We start from the raw sequence: 25,702 nt of genomic DNA, 5'->3' as shown, positions 1-25,702 counted from the left end.
GCGGGCGTCCCTGTAGGCGCCACGCCCATGACTGACAGTAGTTCACTGTAGAGCGATCCGACAGCTTCACGGGTGGACGGAGGCGGGGGCGGTCAATAAGACATGGTGGCCGTGGCGACGCCGGTCTTGCGCCGGGTATATCCCATGGAGCCTGCCTGCCGCAGTCGAGACTAATGCCACAACGGTATTTTCGGTTATTCAGTTATGCAATTTCTGGCGGACAGAAAAAACCGGCCAAGTGCCGGTTTTGTAAGGCTTCAAAGGTCATCCAGGTCAAGGCAGTGAACCTGTCCAACAATCCAGGGCTCTACAATCTCGCTACGTATCGTACGTAGGAACGAACCCCACTCGATACGATTGTGAGCATCCGGGCCGGTAACCGTGAGCAGCAAGTACTCATCTCTGAAGTCGTCATAGGCATAAACGAGCCAAAAGTCATTTTCGGGATCGTCTATAAGGGTGGTGCGATAATACTGACGGCTTATTTTTGCCCAGCGAGTTTGCATCTGTTCTGTACTGGCGAGATGGATATGGTGCATATCACTCAGGTCGAGTTTTTCATCTCTGCCAAATATGGCAGGCAGATCGCCGAACAATTTATAGTTGTAGAACTGTGCGGCAATCGTTTCCCAATGTTTTATTTGTCGAAAAACTTCTGCGATTTTGACCGCTGGCATCCAGACCTACTTCGATATAGGAAGCTTGCCAGAGATCACAAAGGTATCGAATATCTTCTGCCCGTCACGCGCTGCTTCCCGAACATCCAGGAATGTCAGTTCTTTGTGGATGACCTTTTTGCGGGGCTTCACGGTTTTTTTAGTGGTGGCCATTGGGGCCTCCAATGTATGTGTATTCATGCTGACCAGCTTATTGGATGAATGGGATCCGGGCAAACCGTGTGGACGGCACTCGGGGCTAATTTTCGAGTCTCCAAACCCGACTACCGGGAGGGCGTGGGTCGGACTATAGGTCTCGTGGCAAAGGCGTAGCAATGGCGGAATGTACGGACGATTCCTATCGTGGTGTAGGACGCAGCTGTTTTTGGCTGAGTGGCTGATTTTTCAAGAACCCAACGCCCCTGAACCAACGCTGTCACCCCGCAAAGTTTCATCATTCCCGCCGGGCGAAAGGCCTAGGATAAAAGCACAAGGTCAACCCATCGCACCCCCACCCAACAGGACACAAAAAATGATCTCAAACGTCATCAAAGTCGCACTCGTCACCAGTGCTGTGCTGTTGAGCGCCTGTTCGGGAGTGAGCACGACAAACCGCTATTCCGAAGAAAGCGTGCCGTCAGCCGGCTTCGGTCCGGGGCCCACCAATAGCCCCAACAAGATGAATTTCCACGGCAGTGCGCTCGGCAACAGCTTCGGTGAGTACAGCTCGGGCCTGTTGCACGATGACTGATCAGTAACAAATTACCCGACATCCGCAATGAAAAAGGGCGCTCCTGAAGAGGGGGCGCCCTTTTTGCTGTTCGAGGTAATGTTCTGTCATTTAGCTTCGGGTGTCGCTATCCACTGCCCCAATACCTTCTGGTAATTCCCCGTCACCTTGGCCAAATGCAGCCACTGATCCACATACAACTTCCACGTCATATCATCACGCGGCAGCAGGTAAGCCTTCTCCCCATACTGCATGTACTGCGTCGGATTGACCGCACACAACCCCGGTTTGAGTTTCTGCTGGTACAGCGCTTCCGAAGCATCGGTGATCATCACGTCAGCCTTCTTGTCCAGCAGTTGCTGAAAGATGGTGACGTTGTCGTGCAGCTGCAATTGCGCCTTGGGCAGGAACGCATGGACAAAGGCTTCGTTGGTGCCGCCGGCCGGTTCAACCAGGCGAACCGTGGGTTGGTTGATCTGGTCGATGGTTTGGTACTGCGTCTGTTCTTCGCAGCGCACCAGCGGGATTTTGCCGTCGACATCGAGGGTGGTGCTGAAGAAGGCTTTTTTCTGCCGTTCCAGGGTGACGGAGATGCCGCCCATGCCGATGTCGCATTTGCCGGCGAGCATGTCGGGCATCAGGGTTTTCCAGGTGGTGGGCACCCACTCGACCTTGGCGCCGAGGCTATCGGCCAGGGAGCGGGCCATGGCGATGTCGATGCCCGAGTATTCGCCGTCCTCGGCTTTGTAGGTATAGGGTTTGTAGTCGCCCGTGGTGCAGACGCGCAGTTGGCCTTGTTGAATGACGCTGTCCAGGTGTGAAGGGCCTTCCTGAGCCTGGGCGCCAAGTGAAAGCGCGAGCAGGCCACCGAGCATCAGGGGGGTGTTGATGTTTTTCATTGTTGTCGGGCTTTTGTGATGGAGTGGTTTTGAACGGGGGAGTGTAGTGAAACTTTCTGGCGTTAAAAAATGAACGATCCCTGGCGTTCGCAGATTTCTGTCTGCGGACGCCGTGTCCAAAATCCCCCCCCTTCATCTGACAATCAATGGATTCAGAACCACATCCATACACCGAGAACCAGGCGTGCCTCGCTGTGCTCCTCGCCTTCGTCGGAGGCAAAATCGGCGGTTTTGCCGTAAGTGCGGTTCCAGGTCACGCCGATGTAAGGTGCGAATTCCCGGCGGATTTCATAGCGCAGGCGCAGGCCGGCCTCACTGTTGGACAGCCCGGAACCGATACCGCGTTGCGGGTCGGTTTTGCCGTGAAAGTTGAGTTCGGCGGTCGGCTGCAGAATGAGTCGATTCGTCAGGAGGATGTCGTAGTCGCCCTCCAGACGCGCAGCGGTCTGGCCGCCTTCGCCAAGGAAGGCTGTGGCTTGGGCTTCAAAGTTGTACAGCGCCATGCCTTGTACGCCGAAGGCGGCCCAGGTTTGCGGGGGGCCGGGTTTGAAGTCCTGGCGCACGCCGCTCACGAGGTCCCACCACGGCGAAATGGCGTGGCCCCAGAGTGCCTGGATTTCGGCATCTTCGGTCTTGCCGTTGGTGCGTTCGCCCCCGGATCGCAGCCACAGGCGATCGACGTCGCCGCCGATCCAGCCCGACAAATCCCAGGCCAGGGTGCTGCCGTCGTTGGCGTCCTGCCACTCAAGTTTTTCGGCGAGCAAGAGTGAGTTGAGTGCGCTGTCATGCACGGTGTGGCCCTTGGGGCTTGCGTAGACGGCGGCGCGATCGGCATCAGTCAACGGCGGGATGGGCGTGCGGCTTTCAGTCGGTGCAGCGGGCTGCATCTGGCCGTGATCCATGGGCTGCATCTGGCTATGGTCCATTCCGGTCATCTGGCCGTGGTCCATGCCCTGCATATCATGGGTCGCTGCAATCGCCGACGAAAGCGTCGGCCCGAGGGTGACGAGGGCCAAAGCGATGGGGGCCAAGGCTATAGGGGGGAGCCTGATCATGGGTAGCGCCTCATTCTTCCACGCGAACTTCACGGAACATGCCCATTTCCATGTGGTACAGGAGATGGCAGTGATAAGCCCAGCGACCGAGCGCATCGGCGGTGACCCGATAGCTGCGTCGGGAGCCTGGTGGCATGTCGATGGTGTGTTTGCGCACCCTGAAATCGCCGTTCTCGTCCTCGAGGTCGCTCCACATGCCGTGTAGGTGGATGGGGTGCGTCATCATTGTGTCGTTGACCAGCACCACCCGGACGCGCTCGCCATATTTGAGAAGCAGCGGCTCGGCGTCGGAAAATTTCACGCCGTTGAACGACCAGGCGAACTTCTCCATGTGCCCGGTGAGGTGCAACTCGAGGGTGCGGCCGGGCTCGCGGCCATCCGGATCGTCGAAGGTGCTGTGCAGGTCGGCATAGGTCAGGACCCGGCGACCATTGTTTCTCAGGCCGAGGCCTGGGTCGTCGAGTTTGGGTGAAGTGGACATGGCCTGCATGTCGACCAATGGGTTGTCGTTTTCCGACGCGGGATGGGCTTGCATGCCGGGCATGGCCATGGCGCTGTGGTCCATGCCGGCCATGCTGCCATGGTTCATCCCGCCCATGCCCATGTCATCCATGGTGACCAGGGGACGCGGATCCAGGGTTGGTACAGCCGCCGACAAACCGGCCTTCACCGCCAACGTGCCACGGGCATAACCCGTGCGATCCATCGATTGGGCGAACAGGGTGTAGGCGTCGAGGGTCGGCTCGACGATCACATCGAAGGTCTCCGCCACCGCGATGCGAAACTCGTCGACACTCACCGGTTTGACGTAGAGACCGTCGGCTGCGACCACGGTCATTTTCAAGCCGGGAATGCGCACGTCGAAGTAGGTCATCGCGGAGCCGTTGATGAAGCGCAGCCTCAGCTTCTCACCGGGGCGGAACAGGCCCGTCCAGTTGGCGTCCGGCGCCTGGCCGTTGATCAAGTAGGTGTACGTGGCGCCACTGACGTCGGCCAGATCGGTGGGGTTCATCTTCATCCCGGCCCACATCTTGCGATCGGCGATCGTCGCGCCCCAGCCGTTCTCGCTGACGTCGTGGATGAAGTCGCCCACGGTGCGTTTGTTGTAGTTGTAGTAATCGGATTGTTTCTTAAGGGTCTTCATCAGGCTGACCGGATCTTCGTCGGTCCAGTCGGTCAACATCACCACGTAGTCACGGTCGTACTGGAAAGGTTCCGGTTCCCTGGCATCGATCACCAGTGGTCCGTAGACGCCGGACTGTTCCTGCAAGCCGGAATGACTGTGGTACCAGTAGGTGCCGTTTTGCCGGATCTTGAATTGATAGACATACAGGCCGTTGGGTTCGATGCCTTTGAAACTCAGCCCCGGTACGCCGTCCATGTTGGCGGGCAGCAGGATGCCGTGCCAGTGAATGGAGGTGCTGTCCCTGAGTCGGTTCTTCACCCGCACTGTCACCGTATCGCCTTCACGCCAGCGCAGGAGAGGTCCGGGCAGGCTGCCGTTGATGGTCATTGCGGTGCGTGGGTTGCCGGTGATGTTGACCGGGGTTTCGCCGATGAACAGCTCGAAATCGCTGCCGGCCAGCACTTGTGGTTCGCCGGGGCTGGTAATCGCCCAGACCGGCGTGCGCCATAACCCGAGGCCGCCAAGCAGTCCGCCGGCGGTCAGCCCTTTGACGAAGGTGCGTCTTGAAGTGTTGGAGCGCATGCCGTTTTTCCCGTCAGCCTGGTGAACGTGTCGACGAGGCTAACGGGCGGTGCCTTTCAGCAGGCTGAGGCGGGGATTACAGTTTTGACAGGCGGGGCGTTGGTTACTGACGCGTCGTAGTCTTTTCGGATGACGCTACCGTGCCGCTCCCACAATTAATGTATGAAGAAGACTTCAGCCAGCGTTGATCGGGATAGTAGGAAAACAGCAACTGCCCGTCCTTCATCGAGTCGATCAGCCGATGCGCAATCGCCGGCCTTACTGCAGGGCAGCCGAGGCTTCTGCCGATTCGGCCGTTGGCACGTGCCAGTACCGGACTGACGTACGGTGCGCCGTGGATGACGATTGCCCGGTCAAAGGCGTTATCGTTGAAGCCTGGCTCCAGGCCTTCCATGCGCAAGGAATAGCCATTTTGGCCGCGATAGCTTTCCTGGGTGCGGAACAGGCCGAGGCTGGTGGCGTAGCTTTCGTTCTGGTTAGAGAATTGGGTGGCCATGTTCTCGCCGCTGTTGCGGCCATGGGCGACGAGTTCGTGGAACAGCAATTTGCGCTTTTTCAGGTCGAACACCCATAACCGTTGCTCGGTCGAAGGCAGGGAGTAGTCGATCACTGCTAGTCTTTGTGCCGGGGCCGCGCCCAGGGCGCGGGTGCATTGGGTGGCGCGTACCGCCAGGGCGATGACCTTGGCATTGGCATTGGGGGCAGCTTTGGCCAGCGCGACTTCAAGCGAATCGGCGTAGGCTGTGGGTATGAAGGCCGACGTCAACAGCAGCGCTGTGAGTAGAAAGCCAAAGCGATGTAGCGCCATAAGTAAATCTCATCAGGAATATGTCGAGTCTAGCAGCGAGTGGAACGCTAGCTTTTTGATTTGCGGGAGATTAAGGATTATCCATGGTGCAATTAACAAGGTTATTCGTCATAAGCCGCGTATTTTTTATGGTCTTTCTGATCAGCGGCACTGCTTTTGGTGAAACTTCGCCGATCGTGCAGGTATCTCCTCCAGTTAGCACAGTGTCCGCGGCGCCTGACGATGTGGTCGGCCAGGCGATCCAGGCGGTGCTGGAACCTCTGCAATCGGCGTTCCCGCCACTGCTCACTTCTCGCAAGCACCAGCGGACGGACATCAACCGCGTCGTCCTGGATTTCTATTCCCATCGCAACTATCGTGCCGCCTGGACGAATGGGCGCGATGTCACCCAATTGTTCAAAAGCCTGAACGAGACCGCAATCGATGGCTTGAACCCTGCGGATTACCGGGGCACTGAGCTGCTCCAGGCGCAACTGGCAATGCAAGCCAGCGCGCCAACGCCGGCGCAATCGGCGGCTTTTGATATCGGGTTGACCCGCACCTATATCACCGCGCTGCTGCAATTGCGGCGCGGTAAAGTCGATCCGTCCCGGCTGGATTTTCACTGGAATTTCGACCCGGTGGGGGTTGATCCCCGTGAAGATGTGAACAGTTTCTTCGTCGCCCTCGATGATCACGATGTGGCAGGCGCGTTTGCGCAAGCTCCGCCGCAAGAAGCGGTTTATCGCAGCATGCGCGAGGCGCTGGCGCAGTTGCGTCAGGTTCGGGATGCGGGCGGTTGGCCGAAAGTCGCCGAGGGGCAGTCGCTCAAGCCGGGGATGGACGGTGTAGCAGTCGCCCAGTTACGGGCCCGACTGGTGGCCGGGGGGTATCTGGAGCCACATAAGAGCAAACGCAGCGATTACGACGATAAAGTCATCGCGGCGGTGAAGAAATATCAAGTCGAACAGTACCTGGGCGCGGATGGGGTGGCAGGGGCGACGACCCTGGCGGCGCTGAATGTGCCGGTCGAGGCCCGGATCGATCAGGTCCGGGTGAACATGGAGCGGGCGCGGTGGTTGCTGTACAAGCTTCGGGGCACTTTTGTCGTCGTCGACATTGCAGGCTACAAAGTGGCGCTGTACCGCGACGGTCAACCGATCTGGCGTTCCCGGGTACAGGTCGGCAAGCCGATTCGCAGTACGCCGGTGTTTCAGTCCGAGATCACCTACGTCACCTTCAACCCCACCTGGACCGTACCGCCGACGATTCTGGTCAAGGATATGCTGCCCAAGATTCAACAGAACCCGGATTACCTGGCGGCCAACCGGATCAGAGTCCTGGATCGCGATGGCAACGTGCTCGATCCGGCGACTGTCGATTGGTCCAACGCCCGCGGTCTGACACTGCGCCAGGATGCCGGTCCTGATAATTCATTGGGGCAGGTGGCCATTCGCTTCCCCAACGACTATGCGATTTATCTGCACGATACGCCCCATCGCGAGTTGTTCGCCAAGTCCGTACGTGCCACCAGTTCCGGCTGCATTCGGGTGGAAAACCCGCTGCAATTGGTCGAACTGTTATTCAACGACCCGGCACGCTGGAACAGCGAGGGCATTCAAAAACAGTTGGCCAATGGCAAGACTGAAAACATCAAGCTCCCGGTCAGGGTACCGGTGCTGTTGGCTTACTGGACGGTCGACCTGAGTAAAGAAGGGCGGGTAACGTTCAAACCGGACGTTTATGGTTACGACACTCCGGTGCTGCAGCAGTTGAACTTGCCTTCGAAACTGCCGGCCCTGGAAATACCGCAGGCAGAAAACCCACTGGTGGTGACAGGGAAAGGCGAGCAATAGTCGTCGGAAAAAAAGTCCGGATGCTTTCCGATGAAAACTATCGCAATGAAAACGAGTCACAGATGATCGTTCGGCATGGATAGGGAATTCAAAGATGGTCGTTGCGCATAAAAACTCGTCATTCACCAAAGGTCAGCCTCGTGTGCATGGCCTCGATGAGTGCCGCAACATTCAAAAAGGTTCAGTGTTCATCATTGCTTCAGGGGCATCGGCCAAAGATTTTCCTTTGCACAAGTACGCAGATGTTCCAATGATTACCATGAACGGTGCCATCTCGAAATTTACCGGGACAGGTATCAACCCTTTTTTTTATGTGTGTACCGATCAGGGTTTTTCCGAACAGCAGCCAGATCTTTTTACGGAAGCCATGCGTCTCAGCGAGCGGGTTGCACTATGGGAAAGCCATGTCTGGCATACCACGCTCAAGCCCCAGGGCGAGCTGTATCTGCTGAGGCGGGCGCCGAAACTGACATGGCGAGATCTGTTCCGTAGCGATGACGAGCTGATCAGAAGCCGTAAACTCGGCAATGGCCGCAATAAAACCCTGGGTTTCAGCAAGAATCTCAAGCGCGGTTTCTTTGATGCTCGCACGGTCGCTTATCTGGCATTACAACTTGCCTATCACGTGGGGTTCAGCAAGGTATTCCTGGTGGGAGTCGATCTGGACCCGTCGGTGGGCCGCTTCTACGAAGTAGCAGGCAAGTTCACCTCTCCCTGTGTGCTCGATGAGCATTTCATTACGAGAATCCTGCCGTCGTTTGAGATTTTGTCGAAATACGTCATGAACAAGGATTTTCAGGTCTACAACTTATCCGCTAACTCAAGGATCCCTACAAATCTGGTTCCTCGAGTGACGCTCGATGAGCTTGACAGGCTCATCTGACTCCCGTCCTTGATCGGTAAACAAACAGGCGCTTTTTTTGTTTATGCCTGGCTCTATTTCACCCGCCAAAACTCCAATAGCGCCCATTGTGTTCTGCTTGATGCGCGATCAGGCAGGGGGCGACCACAACGTATCTGAATCGCTTGATCGGGGGCTCCCATTTATCCCCGATAACCCCGTAGACTACGCGCACAAAAATTAAGGGCTTTTGGGCCGGTGCCCAGGCGTTGCCCTTGAAGGATGAGCTTTTTTGCCCACACGCTTTCACGACCCGCACCCCACCCCCGGCGTTGCATTGAAACGCATACCGCTGCGCAAGGCAGCGGTATTGTTTATTGCCACGGTGTGTCTGTGCCTGTGCGCTTTGCTTTATCTGCAACTGGAGCAATCCCGGCGTCATGACCTGAGCCAGGCCCAGGTCGCCTCGTCGAACCTGACGCGGGCGATGGCGCAGCAGGCCGAAGATACGTTCATGAAGGCCGATCTGGTGTTGACCAGTCTGGTGGACTGGATCCAGGTCGACGGTTTCGATGCGCCTCTGAGGCCCCGCCTGCAAAAAACCTTCGCCCGGCGGGTGCAGGCGCTGGACCAATTACACGGCATCCTGCTGTTCGACCAGAAGGGCCAATGGGTCGTGACCTCGTTCGAGAGTCTGCCCCGTGGTCCCGGCGTGGCGGATCGCGAATACTTCAAGTTCCACCAGCAGAATGTGTCGTCTGTGGCGCACATCGGCCCGGCGATTCGCAGCCGGGAAAATGGCGAGTGGATCATTCCGGTTTCCAAGCGGGTGAACGACAGGAACGGTCAGTTCCAGGGGGTGTTGCTGGCCGGTATCAAGATGTCGTACTTCGACCAGTTCTTCAAAAGCTTCAGCATTGATGACAACGGTTCGATGTTCGTCGCGTTGACCGATGGAACGCTGCTGGCGCGGCGGCCGTTCGTGGAGTCGCAGATCGGTACGTCGTTGGCCCAGGGCGAAATCTTCCAGAACCTCCTGCCCCAGGCGCCCTCCGGTAACGCGATGTTTACTTCGATGGTGGATGGCGTCGTGCGGTTGTTTGGCTACCGGCAGCTGGAGGCTTACCCGTTAGTGGTTTCGGCGGCAACGTCCAGGGATTCGATTCTGGCGGGTTGGTACGACACGGCGTTTCGTTCCAGCGTCATTGTCGCGCTGGTCATGCTCGGCGTCGGTCTGTTCGGTTGGGTCTTCATCCGGCAGGTGCGTGTCGGTGAGCGGGTCGAGGCGGATCTGCGCGAGGCTCAGCAAGCGCTGGAGCTCATCGCCACCCATGACAGCCTGACCGGTCTGGGCAATCGCCGGTTGTTCGAGCGGGCGCTGGAGATCGAGTTCGGACGCGGCGCACGACAGCAAAGCTCGCTGAGCCTGATCATGCTCGATATCGATTACTTCAAATGTTACAACGACACCTATGGCCATGTGGTCGGGGATCATTGCCTGGCCCAGGTCGCGAGGGCAGTGAAAGGTTGCTGTCATCGCAAGGCCGATTTGGCGGTGCGTTACGGCGGTGAAGAGTTTGCGGTGTTGCTGCCCGACACTGACATTCATGGGGCCATGACCATTGCCGAACAGATTCGCCGCAGTGTCATGGGCAAGAACATCAGCCACACCGGATCGCCCATTGGTTATGTGACGGTCAGCCTGGGTTGCTATTCGTTCGTGCCGACGGGGCAGGACAGCATGGACGTGTTCGTTCAACGGGCGGACGCGGCGTTGTATCAGGCCAAGCATTCTGGGCGCAATCGTTCGGCCGTGCTGTCGATGGAGGGTGGCGTCGAAGCGCTGATGCGTTCGGATCGTTGAAGCGCTTGCCCTGTTGTTTCACCTGCGCAACACCCTGTGTAAGCCGGTCGTCCGCCTGTCAGTTCCTGTCCATTTGATCGTCTAGAGTTCCGTTAGCGCTGCCGGCTTCGGCAGGTGTTCCCACCGCACGGACGATCGCTAACATGTTGATAACCCGAGCATTGACAGCCGTAGCTCTCACCCTTGCAGCCTCCGCTATCTTTCCGCTGGCCAGTCACGCGCAATCGAAAATCACTTCCGAGGAAGCCCACGCCATTGGCGTTGAAGCCTACGTTTATTTCTACCCGCTGCTGACCATGGACATTACCCGCAAGCAGTTCACCAACATCGAGCCGGGCAAGGAGTTCGGTAAAGGTCCGATGAACATGTTTGTGAGCGTGCCGCAGTATCCGCCCGCGAGTTTCAAAGGGGTGGTGCGCTCGAATTTCGACACCCTGTATTCGATCGCCTGGCTCGACTTGACCAAGGAACCGCTGGTCATCTCCGCGCCGGACACCGCCGGGCGTTTCTATTTGCTGCCGATGCTCGACATGTGGAGCGACGTGTTTGCCTCGCCGGGCTGGCGCACCACGGGCACCGACGCCGCGCAGTTTCTGGTGACGCCACCGGGCTGGAGCGGCACGGTGCCTGCCGGGTTGAATCACTTGCCGGCGCCGACGCCTTTTGTCTGGGTCATCGGTCGTACCAAGACCGACGGCGAGGCGGACTACGCGGCCGTGCACAAGATCCAGGCGGGCTACACCGTGACGCCGCTGTCGCGACTCGGTAAAAGCGCGGAACCGGTCAGTGTCCAGATCGACCCGGCCGTGGACATGAAGACCCCGCCGAAGATCCAGGTCGACACCCTGCCGGCGGCCAAATACTTCGCTTATGCCGCCGAATTGCTCAGCGTGCATCCGGCCCACAGCACCGATCAACCGATGCTGGCGCAGATCAAGCGCATCGGCATCGAGCCCGGCAAGCCGTTCGACATGGACGCGCTGGAGCCTGAAATCAAGGCTGCGCTGCAAACCGTGCCTGAAGAAGCGCAGGCGTTGATGAAGTGGAAAGTGGAAACCCTGGCACGGGTAGTCAATGGCTGGTCGATGAACACCGATACCATGGGCGTCTATGGCAACTACTATCTCAAGCGCGCGGTCGTCGCCCAGGTGGGGCTCGGCGCCAACCTGCCCGAAGATGCGATTTATCCATTGAACATGGGCGATGCAAACGGCAAGGCGCTCGACGGTGCGAACAAATACGTGCTGCATTTCCCCAGGGGGGAGGCGCCGCCGGTGAACGCGTTCTGGTCGATCACCCTGTACGATCCCGAAGGCTTTCAGGTCGGCAATGGGCTCAACCGTTTTGCGGTGAGCAGCTGGATGCCGTTCAAGAACAACGCCGATGGTTCGCTGGACCTCTACTTCCAGAAAGAAAGCCCTGGCAAGGAACTTGAGGCTAATTGGCTGCCGGCACCTGAAGGACCGTTCAACCTGACCATGCGCCTGTACGGGCCGAAGGCGGAGGCGTTGAACGGCAAATGGAACCCGCCTCCGGTCAAGCAGATGTAGGTATCAGGTAATAGAAGCAGCCGACGACAGTTCACCATCGGTCGCCTTTACGCGTTCAGGTGCCTGTCCCACCGCCAGCACCTCCGGTTCCACCGCCTGCCGACCCGGTGCCGCCACCGGCGCCCGAACCAGAGCCGGAACCGCTGGCGCCACCGGCACTGCCGCTTGAGGACCCGGTTGCACCGCCATCACCGGCATTGCCACCCGAGGGCGAGGCGGGGGTGTTGTCGGGCGGCATGACGGGCCCGCTGGTTGCGCGGGATTTGGTGCCTGTCGCACCCGCGTCATCGCCCGATGCGGCAAAGGACGCCAGCGACGTTGCAGACAGTAATCCGGCGAGTAAGAGCGAAATGAGTTTGATGTTCATCATGGTCCGTCTCCCAAAAATGAGTCGTTACCTGATGTTGGTGTGAAGGGCGGGCGGGTTGGTGCCGGCAGGATGACGAGTGGCGTGCGTGAAGTAAAAAGGCAAACCTCCAACCCTCGCAACCACCGTCAGGCATCGAGGTCACAACCTTGACACCCGGCCAAATGGAACGGCGACCATGAAAAAATTGCGGATTGCGACCTTCAACGTCAACGGCATGCGTGCCAGGCTGCCGAACCTGCTGGCCTGGCTTGATCGCGAGCAGCCGGACATTGCCTGTTTGCAGGAGCTCAAGTCGGTCGACAGCGCTTTTCCCGCCGCCGAGCTTGAGGCCATCGGCTACGGTGCGATCTGGCAGGGCCAGGCGTCGTGGAACGGGGTGGCGATTCTGGCGCGGGATGCGCAGCCATTGGAGAGCCGGCGAGGGTTGCCGGGCGATGAGGGCGACAGCCACAGTCGCTATCTGGAAGCCGCCGTGCACGGGGTGGTGGTGGGCTGCCTGTACCTGCCCAATGGCAATCCGCAACCGGGACCGAAATTCGATTACAAGCTGGCGTGGTTCGAGCGGCTGATCCGCTATGCGCAGGTGCTGCAAAGCAGCGAACATCCGGTGGTGCTGGCCGGTGACTACAACGTGGTTCCCACCGACCTGGACATCTACAACCCGCGCTCCTGGCTCAAGGATGCCTTGCTGCAACCGCAAAGCCGCGAGTGTTACCAGCGTTTGCTGGATCAAGGCTGGACCGATTCCTTGCGATATTTGTATCCGGAGGATCGGCTCTACACTTTCTGGGACTACTTTCGCCAGCACTGGCAAAAGAACTCCGGGTTGCGCATTGACCATCTGCTGCTCAATCCGGCGTTGAGCCCTTACTTGCAGGACGCTGGCGTCGATGCCTGGGTGCGCAACGAACCCCATGCCAGTGATCATGCACCGACCTGGATTCAACTGGACTCGCGAAAGCGTCGTTGATGTTACCGGCGGGGCGATTGGCTAAATCAATTGTCGGCGACAGCGGTTCGTCCCTTATACATAACGCCCATTGGCGGAACGATCCGTCGACTGCGTGCATAAGGACTGAACGATGAGCGAGACACGCCTGACGAGCCGTGGACTGTACCTTCAACGCCTGGGCTTCAATGCGCCCCCGGCGCCGACCCTGGAGACTTTGCGTCAACTTCAACTGCGCCACACCGGCGCCTTTGCGTTTGAAAACCTCACCACGCTGTCGGGCGAACCGGTGCTGATTGACTTGCCATCGGTAGAGCGCAAGGTCCTGCACGAAGGGCGCGGCGGGTACTGCTACGAACTCAACAATCTGTTCCTCGCCTTGCTTCAAGAGTTGGGTTTCGATGCGCGCGGCATCAGCGGCCGCGTGGTCATGGGCCAGCCCGAGGGTGCATGGACTGCCCGAACGCATCGCTTGAGCCTGGTGACCCTGGACGGTGTGCGCTACATCACCGATGTCGGCTTCGGCGGCATGGTGCCCACCGCACCCCTGTTGCTCGATAGCCGGGCTGAACAACTCACTCCTCACGAACCCTATCGCATCGAGCAGCACGCCGACGGCTACACACTGCGTGCCAAGGTTGGGGACGAGTGGCGAGCGATGTACATCTTCGATTTGCAGCGCCAGGAAGATATCGATTACTCGGTCGGCAACTGGTACGTCTCGACCCATCCCGAATCATCGTTCGCCAGGCAACTGATGGTGGCGCGGACCGGGGAGGGGTGGCGACGCACCCTCAACAATGGCAATTTTGCGATCCATCGCATGGGCCGCGACAGCGAACGCCGGCAGGTGGCTGATGTGCAGGAGCTGACCGCATTGCTGGAAAACGAATTCGGCATCCGGGTGTCGGCCAATGAGACATTGATGCGTACGCTTGAGCGCCTGATCGAGCCGCAATAAGCACGTCATCACGCACACAAAAACGGGGCGGATTGAAACAATCTGCCCCGTTTTGCATCAGGCCTAGGGCCTGGCTTCAGGCTCCATCACGCGATGAATTTCCCTGAGGGCTTCCGAAAGCTTTTTCTCCAGGGTTTTCAGCTCGGAATGCGTGATCCCCTTTTTGAGGTGTCCGACTGTGTCTGATTCTGCGATTTTGCTTTGATCAGTCAGCAGTACCCGGCGCAGGGTGTTGTTGATTGCGGTCTGGTAGCCATACCCCTCGCTCTCTGCCAGGGCGCGTGCAGCCTCGATGACGACATCATCGAGCATGATGGTGATTCGGGTTTTGCCTTTGCTGGAGGCAACGGCCCCACGCTTGGCATGGCTGAAGTCGTACTCGTCTTTCATGGGTCAAGCCTCCCGATACTGACGGCGCTCGTTTTTGCTGGCGAGGCGCGCGGAAATAATTCGAACGAAATTTGGATCACGCCACGTGTACGCAACCACCAGCAAACGACCTTTGCCATCAAGGCCGATGGTGATCCAGCGCTGTTCATCATGGTGATCGTCCTGAAGGGTCAGTGCGTACTCATCATGGAACACCGGTTCTGTCTCGGCGAGGCTGATGCCTTTGTGCTTGAGTTTGTTGGCTGCGTTCTTTGCCTTGTGATACTGAATTTCGAATGGCTTCATTATGCATACTTTATATGTATATGAAAGAGGGCAACCATGCTCGATGGTCGCCAGGAGCTCAAAAGACTAGCGGGCGCGGGAGAGAGGACCGGGAGGATGTATTTCAAGGTTTATGGGGCGATGGCACACAGCCTGCATGACCAACTGTTCATAATTTGAATGGCAAGTTGTATACAACTCTATAGACATTTGTCCTGAGTCTTGCATACAGTGTGCGCATAACAAAAACCAGGGAACCCCCTAACATGAAAACGCCCCATGTTTCACACCAACGGCCCGAAGACGAAAATCTCGGGGTCGGCGCGAATATGGCTTACGGCCTGCAACATGTTCTGACCATGTACGGTGGCATCGTCGCGGTGCCTTTGATCATTGGTCAGGCTGCCGGGCTGTCGCCGGCGGACATTGGTTTGTTGATTGCTGCTTCATTGTTTGCGGGGGGGCTGGCCACGTTGCTGCAAACCCTGGGCTTACCGTTTTTCGGTTGTCAGTTGCCGCTGGTGCAGGGCGTGTCGTTCTCCGGCGTTGCGACAATGGTGGCGATTGTCAGCAGCGGTGGGGAGGGCGGGTTTCAGTCGATTTTGGGGGCGGTGATTGCGGCGTCCCTGATCGGGTTGCTGATCACGCCCGTGTTCTCTCGAATCACCAAGTTCTTTCCACCGCTGGTCACGGGGATCGTGATCACTACCATTGGCCTGACCTTAATGCCGGTGGCCGCACGCTGGGCCATGGGTGGTAACAGCCATGCCCCGGAATTCGGCAGCATGGCCAATATCGGCCTGGCGGCGGTGACACTGGTGCTGGTGCTGTTGCTGAGCAAGATCGGCAGCGCGACGATCTCCCGCTTGTCGATCCTGCTGGCGATGGTCATCGGTACGATCATCGCGGTGTTCCTCGGCATGGCGGATTTCTCGTCCGTGACCCAGGGCCCGATGTTCGGTTTCCCAACGCCCTTCCATTTTGGCATGCCGACCTTCCACTTCGCCGCGATCCTGTCGATGTGCATTGTGGTCATGGTGACCCTGGTGGAAACCTCGGCGGACATCCTGGCGGTCGGTGAAATCATCGGCACCAAGGTTGACTCCAAGCGCCTGGGCAACGGATTGCGCGCCGACATGTTGTCGAGCATGATTGCACCGATCTTCGGCTCCTTCACCCAGAGCGCGTTCGCCCAGAACGTCGGGCTGGTGGCGGTTACCGGCATCAAGAGCCGTTATGTGGTGGCCACCGGAGGCCTGTTCCTGGTGATTCTGGGCTTGCTGCCATTCATGGGGCGGGTCATCGCCGCCGTGCCGACCTCCGTCCTTGGCGGGGCCGGGATCGTGTTGTTCGGTACCGTGGCCGCCAGTGGCATTCGAACACTGTCCAAGGTCGACTACCGCAACAACGTCAACCTGATCATCGTCGCCACCTCCATCGGCTTCGGCATGATCCCGATTGCCGCACCGAACTTCTACGACCACTTCCCAAGCTGGTTCTCCACGATCTTCCACTCGGGCATCAGCTCCTCGGCCATCATGGCCATCGTGCTGAACCTGACCTTCAACCACCTCACGGCCGGCAACTCCGACCAGCAGTCGGTGTTTGCGGCGGGGACCGAGCGGGTCTTGCGTTATCAGGATCTGGCGGCCCTGCGCGAAGGGGATTACTTCAGCGATGGCAAACTGCATGACTGCGACGGGAAAGAGATTCCGGTGGTGGAAGTAGACCACGGGCATGGAGAGCCGCGGGCGCTGCATGCCAAGAGCAGTGAGCATGTCTGACAGGTTCTAACCGGAAGATTAAAAGATCGCAGCTTGCGGCAGCTCCTACACAGGATTGATGTACACCTGTAGGAGCTGTCGCAGGCTGCGATCTTTTGCATTTGTGATCGCCACAAAGTGCCCAGCTACGCGACAAACAAAACCTTATTAATCAAGGTCTTTCAGTCTTCCAGCGAGCGGGCGCCAGTAAAGCGACACGGGCCGCTGCCGCTTGCCCCGACGCCAGTTACTAAATGTTTCCCGGATCCCTAAAGTATCAAATGGCCATGTCGATAAACTCTTCGAACATGGCACAGACTCGTGGATTCGTTTTGCGGCGATGCGAGAGTGATTAAGGGTGCCAGCAACTCAATTCTTCCCAGGAACGTTAACCCTATGACCTCCATCGTCACGTCAATGTCAACGGCTCAAATCGCCGTTTTGTCAACCAAGCAGATCGCGGCACTGTCGACTTCCGATATTGCCGCGCTCAGCACTGCGCAGGCTGCGGTCCTGACCACCAGCCAGATTGCCACGCTGTCGACTGCCGACGTTGTCTCGCTGAGCACAGCCGCCATCGCAGCCTTTAATGCCTCGCAGCTGAATGCGCTGAACACCCAGGATGTCGCCGCACTCGCTACTGCCCAGGTTGCCGCGCTGACCACCACTCAGGTGGCTGCGTTTTCCACCACCCAGATCGCCGCCCTGACCGCTACTCAGGTTGGTGCACTGGCCATCAACATGACCACTGCCCAAATCGGCACACTGTCGGCGACGCAGGTCAAGGGCTTGTCCACCACAGTGCTGGGCGCCATGACAGCCACTCCAGTGGCAGCATTCAGCACCAAAGCCATTGCGGCGCTGACGACCGCCCAGATCGGCGCACTGTCGACCACGGCCGCCAGTGCAATGACCACCGCTCAGGTCACCGCGCTGACGACTGCCCAGGTCGGCGCCGTTGCCACCAAGCTGTCGACCGGCCAGATCGGCACACTGACCACTGGTCAGGTCTCGGGCCTGACCACCACCGCACTGGCGGGCCTGAGCACTGCTCAGCTGCAGGCGATCTCGACCAAGGACATTGCTCTGCTGTCGACTGCACAGGTATCGGGCCTGTCGACTTCCGCGTTGGGCAACCTGACCACCGCTCAGCTGCAAGCCATTTCGATCACGGACGTTGCCGCGCTGTCGACCACTCAGGTCGGCGCCCTGTCGACTGCCCAGGTTAACGCGCTGACAACCATCCAGGCGGGCGCGTTGACCGGTACCCAAGTCAGCACCCTGGCCGCCAAGCTGACCACCACTCAGGTCGGCGCACTGTCGGTTACGCAGGCAACAGGCCTGAGCACCACGGCAATGGCCGCGCTGTCCACCACTCAGCTGGCGGCCATTTCGACCAAAGACATCGTGGCGCTGACCACTGCCCAGCTGGGCGCCATTGCCACCACAGACGTCGCTTCCCTGACGACTGCCCAGGTCACGGCAATGACCAACACCCAGGTCGGCGCCCTGGCGGCAAAAATGTCGACCACTCAGATTGGCGTACTGACTGCCGCTCAAGCGGGCAGCTTGTCGACCACCGTTCTGGGCTCGCTGAGCTCGAACCAGCTGCAGGCCATCTCGACCAAGGACATCGCTGTTCTGTCGACGGCGCAGGTAGCGAGCCTGTCGACCACCGCGCTGGGTAACCTGACCACCGCTCAACTTCAGGCCATCTCGGCCAAAGACGTCGCCGTACTGTCGACCACTCAGGTCGGCGCCCTGACCACGGCCCAGGTCGGCTCGCTGGTGTCCACTCAGGTCGCCGCACTGACCAGCACCCAGGTCGGCACTCTGGCTGCCAAACTGACCACCGGTCAGATCGGTACGCTGTCCACGTTGCAGGCTGCGGGCCTGACGACCACCGCGTTGGCCGCCCTGAGCACCGCTCAGGTAGCCGCGATTTCCACCGCGGACATCGCGAAGTTGACCACCACCCAGTTGGGCGGTTTGACAACGGCAGGCGTCGCCGCTCTGACGACCGCCCAGGTCACGGCATTGACCACCGCCCAAGTCGGCGTACTGGCGACCAACCTGACGACCGGTCAGATTGGCGCGCTGACCGTCACTCAGGCAGCAGGTCTGTCGACCACCGTTCTGGGCTCGCTGAGCACCGCTCAGTTGCAGGCGATCTCGACCAAGGACATTGCTGCCCTGTCCACCGCGCAGGTGTCCGGCCTGTCGACCACGGCGCTGGGTAACCTGACGACTGCTCAGCTTCAGGCGATCTCGACCAAAGACGTGGCCGCCCTGTCGACCGCGCAATTGGGCTCGTTGACCACCGCCCAGGTCGGCGCTCTGGTCACTGCACAGGTTGCAGCACTGACCAGCACCCAGGTCGGCACACTGGCCACCAACCTGACCACTGGCCAGATCGGCACACTGTCGACCACCCAGGTAGCGGGTATTAGCACGACTGCCATGGCTGCCCTGAGCACTGCCCAGGTTGCTGCCATTTCCACCCGTGATATCGCGTCGCTGACAACCACTCAGTTGGGCTCTCTGGGCACAACCAGTGTCGCCGCCATGACAACTGCCCAAGTGGCAGCGCTGACGACCACTCAAGTCGGCACGCTGACCGCCAAGCTGACCACTGGCCAGGTCGCTGCACTGAACATCACCCAGGTCACCGGCCTGGTTGTCGGCAGCCTGAGCACCGCCCAGGTGGCAGCGGTTTCGACCGCTGATATCGGTGCATTGTCGACCACGCAGATGACGGCGATGTCGACCGCTCAGGTCGGTAGCCTGACCACCGGCCAGATTGCAGCCTTGAAGTACACCCAGGTCAGCTCGCTGGGCCAGAACTTCACCACCACCCAGCTCGGCGCTCTGACCACGGCTCAGGCCGCTGGTTTGACCACCTCGCTGCTGGCCGGGTTGAGCACCACTCAGTTGCAGGCGATCTCGACCAAGGAAATCGCAGCCCTGTCGACCACCCAGGTCTCGGGTCTGGCGGCTTCGGTGTTGAACGGCCTGAGCACCACTCAGGTTCAGGCGATCGAGGTAGCTGATATCGGCGCCCTGACGACAACTCAGGCCGGCGCTCTGGCAAGTGCTCAGGTCACCAGCCTGACCAGCAGCCAGGTCGCTGCCCTGAAGTACACCCAGGTCAGCGCGCTGGGTACTAACCTGTCCACCACTCAGGTCGGTCAGCTGTCGGTCGCGCAGGTAGCGGGTATCTCGACTTCGACTCTGGCGGCCATGAGCACCGCACAGGTTGCAGCGATCACTACCAAGGATATTGCTGCCCTGACCACCACGCAGGTGAGCTCGCTGACCACGGCGCAGATCGGTGCACTGTCGACCTCCCAGGTCGGTGCACTGACCCACACTCAGGTCGGCGCCATGACCTCCACCCAACTGGGTACGCTCTCTACAACTCAGATCCCGTATCTGACCCTGTAAGGACGCCACCCAGGCTCATGAAACGACGCTTGTCCATGCCGCGCATCAGCACGGCATGTTCAAGTGCCGGCGCATCGAGTGCTTTTGAAACGCGGGGGTTCGGCAGGCGACTGCCGGCCTCCTGCTTTCATCCCCTGGTTCTGGACGAATCCGGATGTGCCCATTTAGGATGAGCCGCTGCTTTGACTCCTGAGGTACCTCCCGTGGTCCGCCTGCCAGTTTTTTTTCCAACACCGGACATCGCCGGATGTCTTCGTCGCGACCTCGCGATCATTTCTTTCGAAAACCTGACCCTATGACCAATCCAGAAGGGCGTCTTGCGGCGCTACTCGAACAGATCACTGGCGGCCGTTCTGCCGAGGCCTTGCCCGAACTCGATCAATTGCTGAGCCAGCAGCCGGAACATCCCGCCCTGCTTGGGCTCAAGGCCGAAGCCTTGCGCCTGACCGGGAGCTTTGTCGAAGCGGTGGCGGTGTTCAAGCAAGCGGCCGAGAAGGGCGCCGGCGTGCGCAACTGGCTGGCCGCCGGCGTGTTGCTGGCCGCCATGCGCAGCACTGACGACGCCTTGCAGTGCCTGCTCAAGGCCCAGGAGGAAGCCCCCGACAGCGATGAAGTGCTGGACGCGCTGATCACCACGTACTTCAACGCCAACCGCCAGCAGGAGGGCATCGAGTTCGCCCGCCGCCAATTGACGGTCAGTTCCAACCCAAGGCTTTTGACCCACGCAGCCCTGCTCCTGCAAAGCAATGACCTTTACGCAGAGTCCTCCGGCGCCTTCAAGAAAATCATTGAGCTGGCGCCCGAAGACCCTGCGGTGGTGGGCGCGGCCCTGGTACCCGCGCGCTTCACCTGCGAGTGGGAATGGGTCGAGGCCCTGCAGCAAAAGATCGGTGCCTGGTACGATCAGGGCGTATTCGATGCGCCTCAGGAATACCCGCTGACACACCTGACCTGGTGCCCGGACGAAGCGCGTAACCTTGGTGTGACCAAGGCCTATGTCAAGCGCATGGTGCCGGCGGCCGAGCCTTTGCCGGTGCAGGCTGTCGCTCCGAGCCAGGGCAGGCGGATTCGCCTGGGTTACGTTTCCTGCGATTTTCGCAATCACGCGACCATGCATCTGATGGCCGGGCTGTTCGAGTCCCACGACCGTGATCGCTTCGAAGTGTTTGCCTACGATTACAGTGCTTTTGATATTTCCGAGTATCGCCAGCGTTTCATCAATGGCTGTGAGCATCTGGTCGCCATTCACTCCATGAGCGACCAGCAGGCCGCCGAGCGCATCGCCGCCGACCAGCTGGATATCCTCTTCGATCTGAAGCTCTACACCGGCGGTGGTCGTCCGGGCATCATGGCTTACCGGCCGGCACCGCTGCAGGTGGCTTACCTGGGCTATCCGGGCAGCGCAGCGAACAACGATATCGACTACATCGTCTCGGACCGCTTCGTTACGCCTGACAGCAGCACACCTTTTTATCCCGAAGCGTTCTGCCGCCTGCCGCACACCTACCAGTGCAACGATCGCAAACGCAGTGCCGCCGCTCAGCCGGCCAACCGCGCTGCCCACGGTCTACCGGACGACAAGGTGGTGTTCGGTGCCTTCAACCAGTCCTACAAAATCGATCGCACCAGCTTTACCGTGTGGCTGAGGGTATTGGCCGAAGTGCCGGACAGCGTGCTCTGGCTGCTGGGCCAATGCGACGAGGCGATTGCCAACCTGACCCACTATGCGCAGCTGGCCGGCGTTGATCCTCAACGCCTGATCTTCGCTCCGTTTGCCGCACCCCAGGATCACCTGGCCCGTCTGCAACTGGCCGACGCTGTCCTCGACACCCTGGTGTGCAACGGCCATACCACCACTTCCGATGCACTCTGGGCCAGTGTTCCGGTGATCACCTCGCGCGGGAAGCATTTCTCGTCGCGGGTCAGCGAGAGCCTGCTCAATGCCATGGAGCTGCCGGAGCTGGTGGGTGTCGACCATGACGACATGGTGCGCATCGCCAGGCGCATCGGCACCGATGCCGGGTACCGGACAGCGTTGCGTACCAAAGTTATTGCCAATCGCCTGACGACACCGCTGTTTGATACGTTGCGGTTTACCCGTAACTTCGAAACGGCGATCGAGATGATGACCCGTCAGCATCGTCCAGGCGAGAAGGGGGCCCATATCGATGTGCCGGACTGTGGGCCGGTCGAACCGCCGAGCATCGATCAAGCGAAAGTCGAGGCAGTCGCCACGCCACTGCAAGAAACCTATCCGGCCTGCCCGTTGTGCCAGGGCAGCAGCGAGGCGCTGGGGTTTGCCAACTGCACCGGGCATGAACTGTGGCATGCCGCTCTGCCGCCTTCTCTTGAGTGGATGAAATGCGCGTCATGCGGGCATGTGCATACGCGTCACCATTGGACCTCGGCGGGCGTTACCGAAGTTGCGCGCAAGGCCGACGCCAATCGGCTGGTCATTGCTGCCGATAACTACGACGCCAGGCGGACGGCCTGGGCGCCAGTGGTGGATAAGGTCGTGAATGTGTTGGGCGGCTACCGTGCAGTGCTGGGCTCGTCCCGCCAGCCAACCTGGGTGGATGCCCGTTGCGGCGACGGTTCGTTGCTCATGCTGGCGGCTGACTACGGTTTTGCCAGTGCAGGCCTGGATACACGCCAGGAGCCTGTCACGCGAATTCGGCAGTTGGGCTTCAATGCCGTGCATCAGGATTTCATGGTCCACCTGTTCGATTCCACCTTCGATGTCATTTCGATGATGGATATGCTGGAGCATGTGGCTTATCCACGGGAGGCGCTGCTCAAAGCCGCACAACTGCTGCGCCCGGGTGGTGTATTGGTACTTGGCCTACCGGATCTGAACTCTTCGAGCTGGAAAGTCATGGATGCGGCCGGCGCTAATCCGTATTGGCAGGAATTGGAGAACTTTCACCACTTCAGCCGCGAGCGCCTGATTGCCTTGCTGGCCGAATGTCATTTCGAGGTGGTCGACATGGCCATCCCGAATCGCTACAGGGCTCATATGGAACTGTACGCGCGGCGCAAATAAGCGCAGCGGTAATGCAAAACGCCCGGGGCATTGGAAATGCCTCGGGCGTTTTTGTTTATTCGCATGCTCCAGCCACAAAAAAGCCCCTGAACCTTTCGATTCAGGGGCTTTTCGGTATTGCTGTCTGGCTCCACGACCTGGACTCGAACCAGGGACCCAGTGATTAACAGTCACTTGCTCTACCAACTGAGCTATCGCGGAATGGCGCCTATGTTACTGATTCAAAAAGAGAAGTCAAGCATGTGATTGCAAATTGACGGATTCAATGGGACGGACGGTGGTTTATCGGTGATTGGCGGTTACCAGAATCGCTTCATGGGTCTACCATGACCGCCCGGAAGTGGTTGCACGCGCTACCGGCCATTCGCCGAAAAGGTACGCGCCATGACTCACTTGACCCCTTCAATGCCTCGAATCAATGAGGTGTTCCCATGAGCATCGCTCAGATCAGCCTGCCCAAAGGTGTCGGCCCTCACGCCGAAAAGCTGTTCGATGCAATCACCCAGGCCAGTACTGCTGAACAATTGAATCGCGCGGGTGGCAAGGCCGAAGGGTTTGTCCTGGGTCTTGAAAGCACCAAGGCGATCAAGAGCCAGGTCGCTGAATCGCTCTATGTCGCGTTTGACGATGCCGCCAGCCAGCGCGCGACCGAACTGGCTTAACCGCCGAAGGTGATCGTGCCGAGCATCAGCTTGGCGTACAGCGCAGTGGCGCCCAGTTGCACCAGCCACAGGGCCAGCCCGCCGAGAAACACGCCGGCAGCGACTTGCATCACCAGGTTATTGCCGCGTTTGGCCGGGGTGCGGGGGATGAAGTCATCCAGGTCGTCGCGGTCACCGCGATCAGCGCGTAGGTCATCGATTTTCATGTCGTTCTCGTCAGATTCTGGGTGTACACAAAACTTGTAGGAGCTGGGTTGCCAGCGAAGAGGCCTTAACGGTTAACGTTGATGTCGGCTGTTCGGCCGCCTTCGCTGGCAAGCCAGCTCCTACAGGGTAGATGTGTGCAGTTTAGAGGGCTTGGCAGGCGGTTTGAGAATTATCTGGGGCACAAAAAAACGGGAAGCCCAAAGGCTTCCCGTTTTTCGTCTCACAATGCGGTTCAGATCACCTGAACGATTGCATCCGTTACAACCTTGATGTTGCTCTGGTTCAGCGCAGCCACGCAGATGCGGCCGGTGTCCAGGGCGTAGATGCCGAATTCGTTGCGCAGGCGGTGAACCTGTTCGACGCTCAGGCCGGAGTAGGAGAACATGCCGCACTGACGACCGACGAAGCTGAAATCGCGCTGCGGGGCGTTTTGCGCCAGCAGGTCGACCATCTGAGTACGCATGCCCTTAATGCGCAGGCGCATTTCCGCCAGTTCGGCTTCCCACTGGGCACGCAGTTCCGGGCTGTTGAGCACGGCAGCGACGATGCTTGCGCCGTGGGTCGGCGGGTTGGAGTAGTTGGTGCGGATCACGCGTTTGACTTGCGACAGTACGCGCGCGCTTTCTTCTTTCGATTCGCTGACGATCGACAAGGCACCAACGCGCTCGCCGTACAGCGAGAACGACTTGGAGAACGAGCTGGAAGCGAAGAAGGTCAGGCCCGACTCAGCGAACAGACGCACGGCAGCGGCGTCTTCGTCGATACCATCGCCAAAGCCCTGGTAGGCCATATCGAGGAATGGTACGTGACCTTTGGCTTTCACGACTTCCAGTACGTTTTTCCAGTCCGCCGGGCTCAGGTCGACGCCGGTCGGGTTGTGGCAGCAGGCGTGCAGCACAATGATCGAGCCGTTTGGCAGCGCGTTCAGGTCTTCCAGCATGCCGGTACGGTTCACGTCGTGGGTCGCGGCGTCGTAGTAACGGTAGTTCTGCACCGGGAAACCAGCGGTTTCGAACAGCGCGCGGTGGTTTTCCCAGCTCGGATCGCTGATCGCCACGACGGCGTTGGGCAGCAGTTGCTTAAGGAAGTCGGCACCGATTTTCAGTGCGCCGGTACCACCAACGGCCTGGGTGGTGATCACTCGGCCAGCGGCGATCAGCGGCGAATCATTGCCGAACAGCAATTTCTGCACAGCCAGGTCGTAGGCGGCGATGCCGTCGATTGGCAGGTAGCCACGGGAAACGTGTTGAGCGGCGCGAATCGTCTCGGCTTCGACAACGGCGCGCAGGAGTGGAATTCGCCCCTCCTCATTGCAGTAAACACCAACCCCCAGGTTGACTTTGTCAGTACGGGTATCGGCGTTGAATGCTTCGTTGAGGCCCAGGATTGGATCGCGTGGTGCCATTTCGACAGCGGAGAACAGGCTCATTTTTGCGGCGGCTCTGATAGGGGAGTGGACGGACGTGTCGCGCTCCAGCCGAATGCACTAGAGCGGTGCACAAACGGGGAGCTAGTATAGAGGCCATCTGCGATTGATGGCGACAGACGATTCGGGTTTTGAGGTAAGTTTTTCGGATTATTTTTCGACCATTAGTCGATTGACTGCATCAAAGACTGCAAGGGATGTAGGACGTTTGCCTTGAAAGCGCGGGCAATCGACACCACATTGAGCACAATCCAGTTTTTTCCTCGGGCGACGTGTG

Annotated in this window: 22 protein-coding genes and 1 tRNA gene; 11 read left to right on the top strand and 12 right to left on the bottom strand. The window is 59.2% G+C overall.

All coding sequences use genetic code 11. From position 1 onward, the window contains the following. Positions 1-257 precede the first annotated feature (257 nt). The gene (locus GPL81_RS02230; RefSeq protein ID WP_160105020.1) at positions 258-677 is read right to left on the bottom strand and encodes a type II toxin-antitoxin system YafO family toxin; all 420 of its coding nucleotides are present in this window, start codon (positions 675-677) and stop codon (positions 258-260) included. Positions 678-683: 6 nt separating this feature from the next. Beyond that, positions 684-830, bottom strand: a complete 147-nt coding sequence (locus GPL81_RS31035) for a hypothetical protein (RefSeq protein ID WP_177435564.1) — start codon at positions 828-830, stop codon at positions 684-686. Between the two features lie 358 nt (positions 831-1,188). Between GPL81_RS31035 and GPL81_RS02225 the strand changes: the two genes are divergently transcribed. Then, entirely contained in the window at positions 1,189-1,407 is a 219-nt protein-coding gene (locus GPL81_RS02225; protein WP_096512594.1) for a hypothetical protein, read from the top strand. 86 nt (positions 1,408-1,493) lie between these two features. Here the strand turns inward: GPL81_RS02225 and GPL81_RS02220 are convergent, their stop codons facing one another. From GPL81_RS02220 to GPL81_RS02205, 4 genes are all read right to left on the bottom strand, one after another. Next, entirely contained in the window at positions 1,494-2,261 is a 768-nt protein-coding gene (locus GPL81_RS02220; RefSeq protein ID WP_425502509.1) for a transporter substrate-binding domain-containing protein, read from the bottom strand. 176 nt (positions 2,262-2,437) lie between these two features. Next, entirely contained in the window at positions 2,438-3,340 is a 903-nt protein-coding gene (locus GPL81_RS02215) for a copper resistance protein B (RefSeq protein WP_160105018.1), read from the bottom strand. A 10-nt stretch (positions 3,341-3,350) separates the two neighbouring features. After that, complete coding sequence (locus tag GPL81_RS02210) at positions 3,351-5,048, bottom strand: copper resistance system multicopper oxidase (protein WP_160105017.1); 1,698 nt, start codon at positions 5,046-5,048, stop codon at positions 3,351-3,353. Positions 5,049-5,151: 103 nt separating this feature from the next. Continuing rightward, positions 5,152-5,856, bottom strand: coding sequence for a murein L,D-transpeptidase catalytic domain family protein (locus GPL81_RS02205; protein WP_096512588.1), 705 nt, complete (start codon positions 5,854-5,856; stop codon positions 5,152-5,154). Between the two features lie 83 nt (positions 5,857-5,939). On the opposite strand from GPL81_RS02205, the gene GPL81_RS02200 reads away from it, so the two are divergent. From GPL81_RS02200 to GPL81_RS02185, 4 genes are all read left to right on the top strand, one after another. After that, positions 5,940-7,691: a L,D-transpeptidase family protein gene (locus tag GPL81_RS02200; protein WP_160105016.1), complete on the top strand. Its 1,752-nt coding sequence runs from the start codon at positions 5,940-5,942 to the stop codon at positions 7,689-7,691. Positions 7,692-7,785: 94 nt separating this feature from the next. Continuing rightward, complete coding sequence (locus GPL81_RS02195) at positions 7,786-8,574, top strand: lipopolysaccharide biosynthesis protein (RefSeq protein ID WP_160105015.1); 789 nt, start codon at positions 7,786-7,788, stop codon at positions 8,572-8,574. Positions 8,575-8,824: 250 nt separating this feature from the next. Beyond that, positions 8,825-10,396: a sensor domain-containing diguanylate cyclase gene (locus tag GPL81_RS02190; protein WP_160105014.1), complete on the top strand. Its 1,572-nt coding sequence runs from the start codon at positions 8,825-8,827 to the stop codon at positions 10,394-10,396. Between the two features lie 143 nt (positions 10,397-10,539). Then, on the top strand, positions 10,540-11,946 hold the full coding sequence (locus tag GPL81_RS02185; RefSeq protein WP_160105013.1) for a DUF1254 domain-containing protein: 1,407 nt from the start codon (positions 10,540-10,542) through the stop codon (positions 11,944-11,946). Positions 11,947-12,001: 55 nt separating this feature from the next. Here the strand turns inward: GPL81_RS02185 and GPL81_RS31310 are convergent, their stop codons facing one another. Continuing rightward, positions 12,002-12,316 (bottom strand): hypothetical protein, encoded by a 315-nt coding sequence (locus GPL81_RS31310; RefSeq protein ID WP_246218871.1) that lies wholly within the window; start codon positions 12,314-12,316, stop codon positions 12,002-12,004. Between the two features lie 175 nt (positions 12,317-12,491). On the opposite strand from GPL81_RS31310, the gene GPL81_RS02175 reads away from it, so the two are divergent. Both GPL81_RS02175 and GPL81_RS02170 read left to right on the top strand, forming a co-directional pair. Further along, entirely contained in the window at positions 12,492-13,286 is a 795-nt protein-coding gene (locus tag GPL81_RS02175; protein ID WP_160105011.1) for an exodeoxyribonuclease III, read from the top strand. 112 nt (positions 13,287-13,398) lie between these two features. Beyond that, a complete protein-coding gene (locus GPL81_RS02170) occupies positions 13,399-14,226 on the top strand; it encodes an arylamine N-acetyltransferase family protein (protein WP_160105010.1) in 828 nt (275 codons plus the stop codon). A gap of 63 nt (positions 14,227-14,289) precedes the next feature. Here the strand turns inward: GPL81_RS02170 and GPL81_RS02165 are convergent, their stop codons facing one another. Further along, complete coding sequence (locus GPL81_RS02165; protein WP_160105009.1) at positions 14,290-14,616, bottom strand: BrnA antitoxin family protein; 327 nt, start codon at positions 14,614-14,616, stop codon at positions 14,290-14,292. Between the two features lie 3 nt (positions 14,617-14,619). Then, positions 14,620-14,901, bottom strand: a complete 282-nt coding sequence (locus GPL81_RS02160) for a BrnT family toxin (RefSeq protein WP_160105008.1) — start codon at positions 14,899-14,901, stop codon at positions 14,620-14,622. Positions 14,902-15,146: 245 nt separating this feature from the next. Here GPL81_RS02160 and GPL81_RS02155 point away from each other — a divergent pair, with 245 nt between their 5' ends. The 3 genes from GPL81_RS02155 to GPL81_RS02145 all read left to right on the top strand — a co-directional run bounded on the left by GPL81_RS02155 (position 15,147) and on the right by GPL81_RS02145 (position 23,130). After that, on the top strand, positions 15,147-16,664 hold the full coding sequence (locus GPL81_RS02155) for a nucleobase:cation symporter-2 family protein (protein WP_160105007.1): 1,518 nt from the start codon (positions 15,147-15,149) through the stop codon (positions 16,662-16,664). 375 nt (positions 16,665-17,039) lie between these two features. Then, a complete protein-coding gene (locus GPL81_RS02150) occupies positions 17,040-20,087 on the top strand; it encodes a beta strand repeat-containing protein (protein WP_160105006.1) in 3,048 nt (1,015 codons plus the stop codon). A gap of 295 nt (positions 20,088-20,382) precedes the next feature. Continuing rightward, the gene (locus GPL81_RS02145; protein ID WP_160105005.1) at positions 20,383-23,130 is read left to right on the top strand and encodes an O-linked N-acetylglucosamine transferase family protein; all 2,748 of its coding nucleotides are present in this window, start codon (positions 20,383-20,385) and stop codon (positions 23,128-23,130) included. Between the two features lie 125 nt (positions 23,131-23,255). On the opposite strand, the gene GPL81_RS02140 is transcribed toward GPL81_RS02145, so the two are convergent. Then, positions 23,256-23,331: transfer RNA gene (locus GPL81_RS02140), tRNA-Asn, on the bottom strand. Between the two features lie 230 nt (positions 23,332-23,561). On the opposite strand from GPL81_RS02140, the gene GPL81_RS02135 reads away from it, so the two are divergent. Further along, complete coding sequence (locus GPL81_RS02135) at positions 23,562-23,792, top strand: hypothetical protein (RefSeq protein WP_160105004.1); 231 nt, start codon at positions 23,562-23,564, stop codon at positions 23,790-23,792. On the opposite strand, the gene GPL81_RS02130 is transcribed toward GPL81_RS02135, so the two are convergent. Next, positions 23,789-23,998: a hypothetical protein gene (locus tag GPL81_RS02130; protein ID WP_096512574.1), complete on the bottom strand. Its 210-nt coding sequence runs from the start codon at positions 23,996-23,998 to the stop codon at positions 23,789-23,791. The two genes, GPL81_RS02135 and GPL81_RS02130, sit on opposite strands and share 4 nt — an antisense overlap. 233 nt (positions 23,999-24,231) lie before the next feature. After that, positions 24,232-25,428 (bottom strand): amino acid aminotransferase, encoded by a 1,197-nt coding sequence (locus GPL81_RS02125; RefSeq protein ID WP_160105003.1) that lies wholly within the window; start codon positions 25,426-25,428, stop codon positions 24,232-24,234. Positions 25,429-25,702 lie beyond the last annotated feature (274 nt).

The organism is Pseudomonas izuensis, from assembly GCF_009861505.1.
Lineage (GTDB): Bacteria > Pseudomonadota > Gammaproteobacteria > Pseudomonadales > Pseudomonadaceae > Aquipseudomonas > Aquipseudomonas izuensis.
The sequence above is the reverse complement of the archived record's forward strand: the minus strand, read 5'-3'. Positions and strand labels throughout refer to the sequence as shown.